General features: G+C 57.8%; 17 protein-coding genes and 1 tRNA gene. 9 read left to right on the forward strand and 9 right to left on the reverse strand.

Annotation, left to right across the window (positions count from 1 at the left end):
* Window positions 1-28 precede the first annotated feature (28 nt).
* From rpsI to Q1B15_RS11565, 4 genes are all read right to left on the reverse strand, one after another.
* A complete protein-coding gene (rpsI, locus tag Q1B15_RS11550; protein WP_299753884.1) occupies window positions 29-532 on the reverse strand; it encodes a 30S ribosomal protein S9 in 504 nt (167 codons plus the stop codon).
* Between the two features lie 4 nt (window positions 533-536).
* Window positions 537-995, reverse strand: coding sequence for a 50S ribosomal protein L13 (gene rplM / locus Q1B15_RS11555; protein ID WP_299753885.1), 459 nt, complete (start codon window positions 993-995; stop codon window positions 537-539).
* 368 nt (window positions 996-1,363) lie between these two features.
* Window positions 1,364-3,169, reverse strand: a complete 1,806-nt coding sequence (locus Q1B15_RS11560) for an ATP-binding cassette domain-containing protein (RefSeq protein ID WP_299753886.1) — start codon at window positions 3,167-3,169, stop codon at window positions 1,364-1,366.
* Window positions 3,170-3,213: 44 nt separating this feature from the next.
* Window positions 3,214-3,981, reverse strand: coding sequence for a GNAT family N-acyltransferase (locus Q1B15_RS11565; RefSeq protein ID WP_299753887.1), 768 nt, complete (start codon window positions 3,979-3,981; stop codon window positions 3,214-3,216).
* Window positions 3,982-4,057: 76 nt separating this feature from the next.
* Between Q1B15_RS11565 and msrB the strand changes: the two genes are divergently transcribed.
* Window positions 4,058-4,462 carry a peptide-methionine (R)-S-oxide reductase MsrB gene (msrB, locus tag Q1B15_RS11570; protein WP_299753888.1) on the forward strand — a complete coding sequence of 135 codons (405 nt, stop codon included), beginning with the start codon at window positions 4,058-4,060 and terminating at the stop codon, window positions 4,460-4,462.
* On the opposite strand, the gene bamE is transcribed toward msrB, so the two are convergent.
* A complete protein-coding gene (bamE, locus tag Q1B15_RS11575) occupies window positions 4,459-4,923 on the reverse strand; it encodes an outer membrane protein assembly factor BamE (RefSeq protein ID WP_299753889.1) in 465 nt (154 codons plus the stop codon). The two genes, msrB and bamE, sit on opposite strands and share 4 nt — an antisense overlap.
* An 81-nt stretch (window positions 4,924-5,004) precedes the next feature.
* Here bamE and Q1B15_RS11580 point away from each other — a divergent pair, with 81 nt between their 5' ends.
* From Q1B15_RS11580 to Q1B15_RS11615, 8 genes are all read left to right on the forward strand, one after another.
* A complete protein-coding gene (locus tag Q1B15_RS11580; protein WP_299753890.1) occupies window positions 5,005-5,547 on the forward strand; it encodes a DUF177 domain-containing protein in 543 nt (180 codons plus the stop codon).
* Window positions 5,548-5,694: 147 nt separating this feature from the next.
* A complete protein-coding gene (gene rpmF / locus Q1B15_RS11585) occupies window positions 5,695-5,901 on the forward strand; it encodes a 50S ribosomal protein L32 (protein WP_299753891.1) in 207 nt (68 codons plus the stop codon).
* A gap of 27 nt (window positions 5,902-5,928) precedes the next feature.
* Window positions 5,929-7,035, forward strand: coding sequence for a phosphate acyltransferase PlsX (gene plsX / locus Q1B15_RS11590; protein ID WP_299753892.1), 1,107 nt, complete (start codon window positions 5,929-5,931; stop codon window positions 7,033-7,035).
* The gene (locus Q1B15_RS11595) at window positions 7,032-8,003 is read left to right on the forward strand and encodes a beta-ketoacyl-ACP synthase III (protein ID WP_299753893.1); all 972 of its coding nucleotides are present in this window, start codon (window positions 7,032-7,034) and stop codon (window positions 8,001-8,003) included. Before plsX ends, Q1B15_RS11595 begins: the two co-directional genes overlap by 4 nt.
* Window positions 8,004-8,095: 92 nt before the next feature.
* Complete coding sequence (ihfA, locus tag Q1B15_RS11600; protein ID WP_299753894.1) at window positions 8,096-8,398, forward strand: integration host factor subunit alpha; 303 nt, start codon at window positions 8,096-8,098, stop codon at window positions 8,396-8,398.
* A gap of 9 nt (window positions 8,399-8,407) precedes the next feature.
* The gene (locus tag Q1B15_RS11605; RefSeq protein WP_299753895.1) at window positions 8,408-9,160 is read left to right on the forward strand and encodes a MerR family transcriptional regulator; all 753 of its coding nucleotides are present in this window, start codon (window positions 8,408-8,410) and stop codon (window positions 9,158-9,160) included.
* A gap of 79 nt (window positions 9,161-9,239) precedes the next feature.
* Window positions 9,240-9,316, forward strand: a tRNA-Pro gene (locus Q1B15_RS11610).
* A 51-nt stretch (window positions 9,317-9,367) separates the two neighbouring features.
* Window positions 9,368-10,447: a 2'-deoxycytidine 5'-triphosphate deaminase gene (locus Q1B15_RS11615; protein WP_299753896.1), complete on the forward strand. Its 1,080-nt coding sequence runs from the start codon at window positions 9,368-9,370 to the stop codon at window positions 10,445-10,447.
* A 187-nt stretch (window positions 10,448-10,634) separates the two neighbouring features.
* On the opposite strand, the gene scpB is transcribed toward Q1B15_RS11615, so the two are convergent.
* The 4 genes from scpB to Q1B15_RS11635 are packed head-to-tail and all read right to left on the reverse strand — an operon-like array spanning window position 10,635 to window position 13,985.
* Complete coding sequence (gene scpB / locus Q1B15_RS11620; RefSeq protein ID WP_299753897.1) at window positions 10,635-11,288, reverse strand: SMC-Scp complex subunit ScpB; 654 nt, start codon at window positions 11,286-11,288, stop codon at window positions 10,635-10,637.
* Entirely contained in the window at window positions 11,281-12,063 is a 783-nt protein-coding gene (locus Q1B15_RS11625) for a ScpA family protein (RefSeq protein WP_299753898.1), read from the reverse strand. The genes scpB and Q1B15_RS11625 overlap by 8 nt, the downstream gene beginning before the upstream one ends.
* Before the next feature lies 1 nt (window position 12,064).
* The gene (locus Q1B15_RS11630) at window positions 12,065-13,069 is read right to left on the reverse strand and encodes a glycoside hydrolase family 3 N-terminal domain-containing protein (protein WP_299753899.1); all 1,005 of its coding nucleotides are present in this window, start codon (window positions 13,067-13,069) and stop codon (window positions 12,065-12,067) included.
* Between the two features lies 1 nt (window position 13,070).
* Window positions 13,071-13,985, reverse strand: coding sequence for an SPOR domain-containing protein (locus Q1B15_RS11635; RefSeq protein WP_299753900.1), 915 nt, complete (start codon window positions 13,983-13,985; stop codon window positions 13,071-13,073).
* Window positions 13,986-14,101 lie beyond the last annotated feature (116 nt).

Here is a 14,101-nt window from a genome sequence, read left to right on the forward strand (position 1 = left end):
GGCCTTTCCAAATCGTATGTCGCAAAGCTTAACGCTTAGAGAACTGGAAGCTCTTACGGGCTTTCGCCTTACCGTACTTCTTACGCTCAACAACGCGGCTGTCGCGTGTCAGGAAGCCAGCGGCTTTCAGAGCGGCTCTAAGCGTCGGATCATAAAGCTGAAGCGCTTTTGAAATTCCGTGCTTAACTGCACCAGCCTGACCCGAAAGACCACCACCCTTGACGGTCGCCATCACGTCGAACTGACCGTCGACACCGGCCACAGTGAATGGCTGGCGCAGGATCATCTGCAAAACAGGCCGTGCAAAATAAACAGCCATCTCGCGCCCGTTCACCACCACTTTACCCGAACCCGGCTTGATCCAGACGCGGGCAACCGCATCTTTCCGCTTGCCGGTTGCATAGGAACGGCCCAGTTCGTCGCGTACCTGCTCGTATTTCACGAGGGTCTCGACAAAAGCTTCAGGTGCTTCAACAGCGCCCTCAGCCACAACGTCCTTCAGGTCGTCCAGCGTTTTGATATCTTCTGCCATGGACTTAGCTCCGCGTATTCTTGCTGTTCATGGACTTAACGTCCAGAACATCAGGTGACTGCGCTTCATGCGGGTGCTCGGTACCTGCATAAACGCGAAGGTTGGTCATCACTTGGCGGCTCAGTTTGTTGCCAGGCAACATCCGCTTAACGGCCTGTGTGACAACGCGCTCAGGATGCTTGCCTTCAAGGATCTGACCAGTGGTGCGGGATTTGATGCCGCCCGGATAACCGGTGTGCCAGTAATTCGGCTTGTCGCGCTTTTTACCCGTCAGCTGAATTTTATCGGCGTTTATTACGATCACATTGTCGCCCATATCCATGTGCGGTGTGAACGTCGCCTTGTGTTTACCACGTAGGCGCATAGCGATGATCGAGGCAAGACGACCCAGAACAACGCCTTCAGCGTCGATCAGGATCCACTTTTTATCGATCTCCGCCGGTGTTGCGGAAAATGTCTTCATCGTGTCTACCCTTCAGGGGTTGAATTGGATGAGCGGTTTCTAACGGTTTCCTGCGCACAGTCAACACCCATAAAATCAATAAAAATCAACAAAAACAGCGCTCTATAAATTAGGTATAATAGTACCCCATAAAATTACCTCCCTAAGTTTCCAAATCGGAAACGCACCGTCCAGCAATCTTTGCGCCGCATTCCTTGCTTTGGCCACTTTCAACAAGCATTTAATTCAAGTTGCTTATTGTTTTAACAGTATTTCGGAGTATCCGATGATCCAGTCCATATTTCTGTTTACCGTCGCACTTGGCATGTGTCTTGGTGCCTATGCCCTGACCTGACCCGCCAGCCAAAAGCGGAAAAAGCCCGGACTAACTATCCGCCCGCCTTTTCTTCAAGCATCATCCATTCGTCTTCCGCCTCGCCCAACTTGGCGTGCCGCTCGATCAATGCGTCGCTTGCTTTGGCAAACTTCACCGGGTCCTGCGTGAACAATTCTGCGTCCGACAGTAGACCCTCAAGCTTTGCAATCTCTGCCTGAAGGCGCTCTATTTCGCCCGGCAATTCTTCCAATCGATGCTTTTGCGTAAAGCTCAATCCGGCAGATGCAGGCTTCACTTTAGCACCAGTTTTGCCCGCCCTTACGGCACCAGCGGCAACCGAAGCCTCGATCAATGCGCGTTTCGGCGCATAGTCTGACCAGCCGCCCGCATGCACCACAACGCGTCCTGCACCCTCCATCGCAACAGTCGTTGTTGCGACACGGTCCAGAAAATCCCGATCGTGGCTCACCAGAAGAACAGTCCCGTCATAATCGCCAAGAATTTCCTGCAACAAATCGAGTGTTTCAATATCAAGGTCGTTCGTCGGCTCGTCCAACACCAATACATTCGACGGCTTTGCCATTATCCGCGCAAGCAACAGCCGCGCCTTCTCACCACCCGACAAGGACCGAACCGGTGCGCGCGCCTGCGCCTCATCGAACAAAAATTCCTTCAGATATCCGACCACGTGCTTTGGCGTACCGCGCACCATGACCTGATCGGCGCGCCCCGAAACACGCATCTCACGGTCCCCAATAAGGTTCTCCCAAAGCGTCGCATCGGGATCAAGCGCCTCGCGCCGCTGATCAAACACTGCCATCTCGATACCGGTCCCCAAAATTACCGTGCCCTCATCGGGCGCCTTCTGTCCGGTCAAAACCTCAATTAAAGAGGTCTTGCCGACCCCGTTCGGCCCCACAAACGCAATCCGATCCCCACGCGCCACCCGCAGCGAAAAATCCTCAACGATCCGCTTGCCGCCAAGCTCAAGCGATATGCCCTTGGCCTCGATAACACGTTTGCCCGACTTCGGACCCGCCTCAAGCTCCATCGCCGCCGTGCCTTGCCGCATAATCTGAGACGACCGGTCGGCACGCAGTTCCTGCAACGCACGCACGCGTCCTTGGTTGCGTTTACGCCGCGCTGAAATGCCTTCAACCGCCCAACGCGCCTCAGACTTGATCTTCCGGTTCAGCTTATGGCGCGCGATATCTTCTTCTTCCCAGGTCTTGTCGCGCCACGCCTCAAAGGCTGCAAAGCCTTGTTCCTGACGCCGCACTTCACCGCGATCAATCCACAACGTGGCCCGCGTCAAAGCGCGTAAAAATGCCCGGTCGTGCGAGATCACAATAAACGCCGACTTGGTGCTGGACAAATGCGTCTCCAGCCAAGAGATCGCCTCGATATCGAGGTGGTTCGTCGGCTCGTCCAAACACATCAAATCCGGCGCTTCGGCGATCAATTTCGCCAAAGCCGCCCGCCGCCGCTCGCCGCCGGATGCCGCATCAACAGCCGTATCCGGGTCAAACTTCAGCTTCTCTGCCACCGCCTCAACCCGCCATAGTTCAGACGCATCCATATCGCGAAGCGCATAATCGCCAAGCGTCGCACAGCCGCGCATTTCCGGCTCCTGCGCCATGTAGCCAACCGAATTGCCGGGCGACACAACGCGCGTGCCGCGGTCCGTTTCTGCCAGTCCGGCCATGACCTTCATCAAGGTGGATTTGCCCGAGCCGTTGCGGCCAACCAAAGCCAAACGGTCCCCCGGCTGAACGGTCAAAGACATGTTGTCGAATACCGGATCGCCACCAAAGGTCAGGGAAATCTCGGACAATTGTAAAAGAGGGTTACGTGCCATGCAGGCGGGCTACCCGGCCCTCAAAGCGCCGTCAACGCCCTGTGTTATCCCGCCGCCGCACGAATAGCGCGGGCGCGCGCCGGAGGGATCGCTGAAATCTCGAGCCCCGTGAACACATGCAGCGTATTCAAATCGCGATCCACCACCGCGTGATCACTGACCCAGCCCCCCATTGTCAGATATGAGCGAAGCAAAGGCGGCATTGTTTTCAAAGCCTTGGCCCGGTCGGGCTCGCTTCGTAACGCGCCTGCAAAGCGAAACACATCCGGCGCTTTCACACGCGGCCGCCACCGTCGCGGCGCCAAATGCCGGTCCCGCAACATCGCAAAGGCATCCGAATAATTGCAAACCTCGGTGCCCTGAAACGACGAGCAACCAAACAACATCTCAACGCTGTCCTCGTCCACAACCCGCGCTAAGGCCCCCCAGGCCACACGCAAAACGTCAGGATCGCTCAATTCTGGAACCACGCAAAACCGCCCCAGCTCGACCATCGGCGCTGCGTAACCCTCTAAAGCCTCAAGCGCATAATACTGCGCCGAATAACTACGGCCGATTTCCGCGCCTGAGGCCAACGAAAAAAGTCGAAACGTCGCCGCCAAAGCGCCGTCCGAGGCGCGCTCAATCAACATATGGCGACACAAATCATCAAACCGGTCCACATCCGGCGCATCACCGCGATCCGCTCGAAAGACCCGTGCACGTAACGCCTGTGCGGCTTCAATTTCGCCCGCACAACTTGCCAGCCGAGCGCGAAACCGGGCCGGGTAGCGCGCTTGTGCAGTCTCGCGAAGTGCGCTTTTTTGTGCCATCAGTTGGTTCAACCGACTATCGCCCCTAGATAAAGTTCCAGACAACACTGCCACACAATCCGTGAAGGGGATACACATGGAGAAAGTCACGAAAACAGACGCTGAATGGCGCGGGCAACTCGACGATCTGGAATTCAAAGTCCTGCGCAAGCACGGCACTGAACGCGCCTTCTCAAACGACGCCTTCCCCAAAGCCCCCGGAACCTTCATGTGCAAGGGCTGCGGCGCGCCCTTGTTCGATCAGTCACACAAATTCGACAGCGGCACCGGGTGGCCATCGTTTTACAAACCGGTAGACGACGAAGTGGTCGCCGAAAGCGTCGACAACGGCTTCTTCATGCGCCGCACGGAAGTTCACTGCAATCGCTGCGAAGGTCACCTCGGCCATGTCTTCCCAGACGGCCCGGCCCCAACGGGCTTGCGCTATTGCATCAACGGAGTGTCGCTCGACTTTGAACCGTCAAACGACGACGAGACTTAATTCTCGTCAAAGAACGTCGAGGCATCAAAGGCTCCCAAGTTCCCAAACAGCTGCCTTAGCAAGCTGATGCCTTGCGTATTGGCGTCCGTAACACGCCGGGACAGGGCAACGACCTGTCCCTCCTCCAAGCCAAAGCGCTCGATATTCTGGACCACACCTGCGTCATCAAACGTAATGGCAACCACCTGACGATCCACCTCGACCGGCGCGCGCCATAAGAACCTCTCATAGTCGGAACGCACATAGTACCAACCAAGATCGTCGACGATACCGCGCGTTCCGGGCTGGCCAAGCGTCGACCCAATGGTCTCCTTGGTGTCACGCCCGACAACCACGCCGCTCAAAGTTGACGGCTCCGGAACATAGCCATGCCGGTCGTCAAGTCGCGCGCACGCCGCCGCAAGCACAATCAAAGCGCCCGCAACCACACCCCGAGACAGTATCCTTAAAAAAAGCCTCACCGCGCCCCACCTCTTGTCAACCGGCCTACAGCCGCCTAGTCGGCATACCCAGAGAACGGCACCGGATCAAGGAGTGACCCGATGGAGACCAACCACCCGCGCCTCAGCGACCTGAAGCGAAAAACCGATTTTGACCTCGTGCCCAACGCCACCGAGCGAAAAGGGATCGCCAACCGCCTCGGCATCTCTGGCGTCAAAAAGCTGACGTTCAAGGGCTACCTCATCCCAACCGGTAAAGCCGACTGGGAGCTTCACGCACTCCTTGGCGCAACTGTTGTGCAGTCTTGCGTCGTGACCCTTGATCCTATCACCACCCGCATCGACGAAGAAATTGTCCGCCGCTACCTCGCCGATTTGACCGAGCACACGGACGAAGCAGAAGCCGAAATGCTTGTGGACGACACAGTCGAGCCTCTGCCCCAATATCTCGATCTCGCTTTGGTCATGGAAGAATCCGTAGCGCTCGCCATGCCCGCATGGCCCCGTGTGAAAGATGCCGACGCCGTTGAAATCGTCGTAACAGAGCCCGGCCAGACCCCAATGACCGACGACGATGTCAAACCCTTCGCCGCCCTGAAATCGTTGCAGGAAAAGCTCAAAAACAATGGCGCCGATGACGCGTGAAATGACCCTTGCGTTTCAACGGAATCGCAGTATGTTCTCGGCCTCGCTCAAATGATTGGGTTGGACACCGGACGCGCAGTTGCGTATGACCGCTTCAACCGCTGAAACACCGGGGGCGCGTGGCCCCAAATAACTTTAGGATGTGACATGGCTGTCCCTAAGAGTAAGATCACCAAGTCTCGCCGCAACATGCGCCGTGCACACGATTCTCTCGTACCCGGTAACCCGGCCGAGTGTGCAAACTGCGGAGAGCTGAAGCGTCCCCACCACGTGTGTGGCGCTTGTGGCCATTACGCTGAACGCGAAGTTGTTGCTCAGGCCGACGAACTCGACCTCGACGACGACGCGGCGTAAGCCGCTCGTGCGGGTGCGCCCCACGCGATGACGACAACGTTCGATCAAAGCACTCACGGGGCGCGTAAGCGCACAATCATCTCTGTAGATGCGATGGGCGGAGACCAAGGGCCGCCCGCCGTCGTTTCTGGCATTGCCAAAAGCGCCGAGAAAAACCCTGACATCGGGTTTATCGTGCATGGACGCGCGGCCGAGATCGCCCCTCTGGTCGAAAAAGCCGGTCTCACCGATCGCTGCGAAATCCGCGACACCGCAGAGGTCGTCACCATGGACGCCAAACCGGCCCATGTGATGCGCAACGGCAAGAACACCTCTATGTGGTCCGCCGTTGACGCCGTGAAAAACGGCGAGGCGCAGGCCGTCGTATCTTGCGGCAACACTGGCGCGCTCATGGCCGTCTCAATGCTACGCCTGCGTAAAATTCCGGGTGTAGACCGACCCGCCATCGCCTGCCTTTGGCCGTCGCGCAACACAGGCGGCTTTAACATCATGCTCGATGTGGGCGCTGACATCCGCGCAGACGAAAGAGACCTTTTGCAATATGCTCTTATGGGTGGCTCTTACGCGCGAAACGGTTTGGGCATCGACCGTCCCCGCATCGGCCTCTTGAACGTCGGCACCGAAGAACACAAAGGCCGCGCCGAGATCAAATCTGCCCACGACCTGATTGCGGAAATGGCCCCCGCCGCGGAACTTGAATTCGTTGGCTTCGTCGAAGGCGGCGACATCCCGTCAAACCGCGTGGACGTCATCGTCACGGACGGCTTCACAGGTAACGTGGCCCTCAAAACCGGCGAAGGCACCGCAAGTCTCATCCGCGAGTTATTGCGCGAGGCCTTTAACGCCACCCTGCTCAGCAAATTTGCAGCCCTCCTCGCGCTTGGGTCCCTGAAACGCCTGACAAAACGCATCGACCCGCGTCGCGTCAACGGCGGCGTGTTCCTTGGCCTAAACGGCACCGTGGTCAAATCCCACGGCTCGGCCGATGCGACCGGGGTCTCTTCTGCGATCAAACTTGCCTTCCGCCTTGCCGAAAGCGGCTTTACAGACCGCCTTGCAGCGCGGGTTGCATCCACAGGACAGCCGAGTCACGATGACGACGGGATGCCAGAAAAAAACGAGCAAAACGCATGACAATACGCGCTCAGGTCCAAGGCGTCGGGCACTATCTCCCCAAGAGGGTTGTGCCAAACAGCGAATTTGAAGCGACAATCGACACTTCTGACGAGTGGATCCGCTCGCGCTCAGGCATCGAGCGTCGCCACTTCGCTGCCAACGACGAAACCACGTCCGACATGGCAACAAAAGCGGCCCAAAACGCTCTCCACATGGCAGGCATCAAAGCCTCCGACATCGACGCAATCATCGTGGCCACTTCTACCGCTGACCTGACATTCCCATCTGCGGCAACCATGGTTCAGGCCAAACTTGGCATGACCACTGGCTTCGCCTTTGACGTTCAGGCCGTTTGCGCGGGCTTCGTTTTCGCGCTTGCCACCGCCAATGCCCTGATCGTCTCAGGCCAGGTAAATCGTGTCATCGTCATTGGCGCAGAAACCTTCAGTCGCATCATGGACTGGTCCGATCGCACCACCAGCGTGCTTTTCGGCGACGGCGCCGGCGCGCTCATTCTTGAGGCCGTCGAAGGCGACGGCACCAATGCCGACCGCGGCATTCTCGCCACCGACCTGAACTCAGACGGCCGCCACAAAGACATCCTCTACGTCGACGGCGGGGTTTCAACCCAGTCCACCGGCCACTTGAAAATGCAGGGAAAAGAGGTATTCCGCCACGCGGTCGAGAAACTCGCCTCAACCGCACACACTGCTTTGGCCAAAGTAAATCTTGGCAGCGACGACATCGATTGGATCGTCCCGCACCAGGCCAATTTACGGATCATCAAATCAACTGCACAGAAGATGGGTGTTGGTCTCGATCGCGTCGTGCTCACCGTGCAAGATCACGGCAATACGTCGGCTGCATCGATTCCCTTGGCCCTGTCCGTTGGCGTCGAGCGCGGCCAGATCAAACCCGGCAACCTCATCGTGACCGAAGCAATTGGTGGCGGATTGGCATGGGGAGCGGTGGTTCTCCGCTGGTAATTGTCCTTTAAGCCTTTTTCTCAAGGCCTTGATATTGACTCGGAAATTCATCGCGCCCATTCTCCTCGTGAACAAATCTCACGGGGGATAGGATGAGCGAAAAGACTTTGACACGCATGGATCTCAGCGAAGCAGTGTTTCGCGAGGTCGGTCTCAGCCGCAACGAATCTGCTCAGCTTGTAGAAGGCGTTCTCGCGCACATGTCCGATGCACTGGCATCCGGTGACCAGGTGAAGATTTCATCCTTCGGCACGTTCTCGGTCCGCGACAAAGCGGCTCGCGTCGGTCGTAATCCAAAAACTGGCCAAGAAGTCCCGATCCATCCGCGTCGCGTTCTGACATTCCGTCCGTCGCACCTGATGAAAGATCGTGTCGCGGCCGGCAACAAGAGCTAACCCCACTTCATGGAAAAATCGCCCGACGCCTTCCGCACAATCTCGGAAGTGGCCGAGTGGCTCGATATCCCGACCCATGTTCTGCGATTTTGGGAAAGCCGGTTTGCGCAAATCAAACCGGTGAAGCGCGCAGGCGGACGACGGTACTATCGACCCTCGGACATGCGCCTGATCGGCGGCGTGAAAGCGCTGCTGCACGATCAGGGCATGACGATCCGTGGCGTCCAGAAACTGCTGCGTGAACATGGCGTTAAGCATGTCTCTTCATTCTCACAATCGCTGGATACAGACCTTCAGGATACGTCAGACGACACCGTTGTCGAACACGCCGCGACGCCTACAAGTCCCGCCCTGTCAGTGCGTCAAACCTACAAAGAAGAACCGGAAACCGAGGCGGAATCAGAGCCCGCGGATGATGAAGAGGACGTCGAACAACTCGACATATTCTCAGGCGCACAAAAACAAGACGCCGACGAAGAAATTCTCATGCCAACCTTCGTGCCGTCGCGCAGCAGGCCCGCGCCGGAAGCCGCTCCGACACAGCCCACAGCCATCGAACCACCTGCCCCCTCACCGCCGCAAATCCCGGCGACGCCCAACGTGCCTGAAACCGATCCGGGCGACGACGATCCCGCTTTCTCTGACGCCCCCGGCATCGCGGCCCGCCTCGCGGTCATGCCAACAGCGCACCTCGCTGCACACCATTCCACGCTCAAAGCCGCCCGAGATCGCCTGATAGCACTTCGCAACGCCCAAAGCTGATCCATGCAGCCGGAGGGTGCCAAATCCAGACAGATCGACCCTTGCAGCCATCGCGCTTTTCGGTCAGAACCTCAACCGTCGGGCTATGGCGCAGCCTGGTAGCGCGTCCGTCTGGGGGACGGAAGGTCGCAGGTTCGAGTCCTGCTAGCCCGACCAAATTTCAATCGCCCGCCATCTGAGGCGGGCGTTTTAAAGACCTGAGGCACGATGAAACAGGGTGTTCTCACCGACAGCGAAATCAGAGCGATGATCGACAGCGGTACCATCGCCGCGTCGCTCCCCTTCAAAGACGGACAAGTTCAGCCCGCCTCGCTTGATTTGCGCCTCGGACATCGCGCCTATCGCGTTCGTGCGTCCTTCCTTACCGGAAAAGACCGCACCGTTGCCGACCGCCTTACCGATTTCACCATGCACGAAATTGACCTCGCCGCCGGAGCCGTACTGGAAAAAGGCTGCGTCTACGTCGTCCCCCTCCTCGAACGCCTCAGTCTGCCGAAGGGCACAACCGGTGCGGCAAGTGCCAAATCTTCCATTGGCCGTCTCGATCTTCTGACCCGTATCATCACCGATTTCGGTCATGAGTTTGACCGCATCCCAGATGGCTACGACGGCGCGCTCTATGTCGAAGTATGCCCGCAAAGTTTCTCGGTAATCGCGAAAACCGGCCAGATGCTGAACCAAATCATCTTCCGCCGTGGGCAAACCGTATTAAATGACAACGACTTACGAGCCCTTCATGCAAAATCACCCATCGTCTCCGGTGACGCAGTGATCTCTGGGGGGTTGGGTTTCTCGGTCGACCTCAAACCCGAAACAGGAACCCTCGTCGGCTACCGCGCCAAACCCCACGCAGGCGTCATAGACCTATCAAAACTCGCTCACTACGCCCCTGCGGACTACTGGGAAGAGGTGCGCACAGACACCGGCTGGATCATCCTTGACCCAGGCGCCTTCTACATTCTCGTCAGCCGCGAAGCGATCGTCATCCCCCCTGACCACGCTGCCGAAATGGCCCCCTACATCGCGATGGTTGGCGAATTTCGCGTCCATTATGCAGGCTTTTTCGACCCCGGATTTGGCTGGGCCGAAGCAGGCGGCGCAGGCTCACGCGGCGTGCTTGAGGTCCGCTGCCATGAAGCCCCATTTGTCCTCGAACACGGCCAGATCGTCGGGCGCCTCGTCTACGAAAAAATGACGGAAATCCCGCAAACCCTCTACGGTCGCGAGATCAAATCAAATTATCAGGGACAGGGCCTCAAACTTTCGAAGCACTTCCGCACGCCATGACGCGTCACCTTTTTACAAAGATTTGAAAACCACACGCGCGGATTCAAAAGATCACCCGATACAACGCGCGACTCTCATCAAGCGCCCGGCGTCGGTTTAGCAGCCCTGGAACGCATTACCTTGCTCGCTCCCTTAAGCAAGACCCGTCGCATCACCATCCACAAAACCCGTTCGAAATTAATGGCGTTCAGTCCTCGTCCTCAAACATCTCAGCCTGATTTTCATCATGCTCTTCGTCTTCGCCCTCCAATGGCTCGCCCGGAGGCGGTCGGCTCTCCAAGAGCCCTGCAGCCCTTAGTTCCTTCACACCCGGCAGATCGCGCGCGCTTTCCAATCCGAAATGATCCAGAAAACCCTGCGTCACCACATAGGTCACAGGACGCCCCGGTGTCATCCGCCGCCGTCCAAAACGAATCCACTCCAATTCCAAAAGCTGATCCACTGTCCCACGAGACACTGACACGCCCCTGATCTCTTCAATCTCGGCCCGTGTCACAGGCTGATGATAAGAAATAATCGCTAAAGTTTCGATCGCCGCACGGCTAAGTTTTCGCGTCTCAACCGATTCTTTGCGCATCAAAAACCCAAGGTCAGGTGCAGTGCGCATCGCAAATGCCTCGCCGACCTTTACCACTGAAACCCCACGCCCTTCGTAGCGTTTCGACAGCATTTCAATGGCTTGCTCCCCATCCGCGCCGTGCGGCATCCGCGCGTTCAGTTCGGAAATAGTGACGGGCTCGGCCGTCGCGAACAAAATCGCTTCAACCATCCGCTCTTGCTCGGCCAACGGCGGTGCTTCGAAAAGGCTCGCGGCGGTCACGCGGTCGGTTTCGTCAGCCACGCGCCATCGCCCTGATCTGTATTGGTGCAAACGTATCGGACTGCCGGATCTGAATGGCCCCCGCCTTGGCCAGCTCAAGCGATGCAGCAAAATGCGAAGCGGTCGCGGATCTTCGCCGCGCTGGGTCGGTTTCCCAGCCCTCCGGCAACCACGAAAGCAAATCCGTCCATTCGCCCGCAAACCCGATAAGTCCGCGCATCCGCTCTAACGCCTGTTCAAGCGTCATCACATGCTTGCGGTCCATCGAATAGGGGCGGAATTCATCCTTCGTCCGGATCCGCGCATAGCCCTGCATCAGATCCAAAAGCGTCGCGGTATAGCGCACTTTGCGCACCCGCATCACATCCTCGGGCACGCCGCGCACAAAAAAATCACGGCCCTTCTGGTCGCGCGCCATTAACTTTGCAGCCGCCTCGCGCATTGCAGACAATCGCTCCAATTGGAACGCCAGATGCGCCGCTAATTCCTCGCCCGAAGGCCCCTCGTCAGTCGGATCAGGTGGCAACAACAACCGTGACTTCAGAAACGCTAACCAAGCCGCCATCACCAGATAATCCGCCGCCAATTCAATCCGAAGCGACTTGGCTTGATAAATGAACGCCAGATATTGCTCAGCCAGCGCCAGCACAGAGATTTTTCGAAGGTCGACTTTTTGTGTCCGACTTAGCGTCAACAAAAGGTCCAAAGGCCCCTCATACCCGTCGACGTCAACGATCAGGGCTTCCGCAGCAAGGCGGGCTTCTACATCATCAAAATCGGCGTCGCCATCCGGCATCTCAAGCTCCTTGGATCAGGGCATCAAACTCAGCCTCAAGGGCGACAATGTCAATATCCCTTGTGGTTCGGCGCGCCGCTAACGCTACATCTGCGCGTTTTGCCGCCTCTAGGCTCATCTTGCCTAAGCTCTGCGCAATCGATCCCATCTCACGCGCATCCCCATTGCAATGCAGCACCAGATCACACCCGGCCGCCAGCGCCGCCTCGCCTCTGGTTACGACATCGCCCGCCAAGGCGTTCATCGAGATATCATCGCTCATCAAAAGCCCGGTAAGCCCAAGTCGGTCGCGCAAATACGCAACCCCGGCCGGCGACTGCGTAACCGGCACGTTCGGGTCGATCTGGGGCACGACAATATGCGCCGTCATCGCCATCCCGAAATCCGCCAATGCGCGAAACGGCGCGAAATCCGTCTCCTCAAGCTCGGCCAAATCCACATCAATCCTAGGTAAATTCTTGTGGCTGTCGACGACCGCGCGCCCATGCCCCGGCGCATGCTTCAAAACCGTCAGACACCCCGCATCCATGTGCCCTTCGCCGCAAGCCCGCGCCATCGAAGTTACCGTCTCGGCGTCTGTCCCGTAACAGCGGTTGCGTAAAAACGGATGGGTGTCCGCATAGGCAATATCGCACGAGGGCGCACAATTCACATCGACCCCATGCGCGACCAATTCGACGCCAATCAAGACACCACGCAGATACATTGCGCGCGCGGCCTTACCCCGATCCTCAAACGCCTCAACTTGATCCAGAGGAGGCATCCACTCGCTCCAGTGTGGCGCACGCATTCTCTGAACACGCCCGCCCTCCTGATCAATAAGAACCGGCGCGTGCCAGCCAACAGCCATGCGCAAATCGCCCGTGAGACGACGAAGTTGCTCCGGGTTCTCACAGTTGCGTTGAAAAATGATGAACCCCCAAGGGTCACCCTCGCGAAAAAGAGCTGCCTCATAGGGGGTCAGAACAGGCCCAAGGGGCGCGAAAGTAAACGCGCCCCGGCGCACGTTATTCCTGCACGACGGGGATACAATTCGCCCCGTCAGAAACCAACACAGCACAGAACCGGCGCGCTTCAGACAGGTCCGCAAACCCAAGTGCGCGAAGCCGCCAGAATATCCGGCCCCCCGTTTCCGCCTGCTGCACGATGCGCTCCTTGCCAACCATATAGTCGCCGAAATTCGCAATCGCATTGGCCCACTCGGCGCGTGCCACGTCTTCGCTACCATAGGCACCAAGCTGCACCAACCGCGTGCCCAGCGGGATCGAACCTGGGTCAATTGCCTCTGTCACATCGTTGGTAACCGGAAGGGACGCCACCCGTCGTCCTTCTGGACGCACCAAAGGTCGCGGCGTCGCTGCCGGCACACCCGGCCCCGCTAAAACAAGGCTTACAGGCTGCGCTGCAACCAATGCCCCGACGTCCGCCAAAGCAGCGGCCACAGCCATATCCGTTGCAGACGGCGTGTTTTCAAGCGCAACAATTGCAACACCATTTCCGTTCGAAACCGTCTCGCTCAATTCTGAGGCAGGCGCGTCTTCCATCACAGATAAAGCCTCAAGTTCCACCATCGGCGCCAGATCGACCATCGCCAAATCTTCATCTTCGTTAAGCGTTGCCGGTGCCGGAGCCAAAACGACCCGATCCGTCAGTTCAGTCGCGCGCTCTTCTGCAATGCGGTTCACCGCAAGCCCCTGATAGTTGTTCGCCAAACCACCGGGATCCGCCGGAGTGATCCGCATCGGACCCTCCAAGGCACGCACGACCGGAATGCCAGTGACATCGCGTTGCCAAAGCTTCCAGCCCCAGGTCGCAAGACCTGCAATCAACAAAACCGACAGGAAAGCACCCGCCCAATTTATTGCCGTCGCCAGCGAACCGTCATCACGGTCGCCCATATCATTGAAATTGATAGCCGCCATTATCTTTGCCTCACTATAGCCGCCGGTTGGTCCGACGTGCTTGAACTGCTCTCGACTTTGGCCGTGGCACGCTTTGTTATTAACGTTTTCGGTTCAGTTGATGTGCCTCTTGCCAT

The sequence above is a fragment of the uncultured Boseongicola sp. genome (genome assembly GCF_937988555.1).
Classification (GTDB): domain Bacteria; phylum Pseudomonadota; class Alphaproteobacteria; order Rhodobacterales; family Rhodobacteraceae; genus Boseongicola.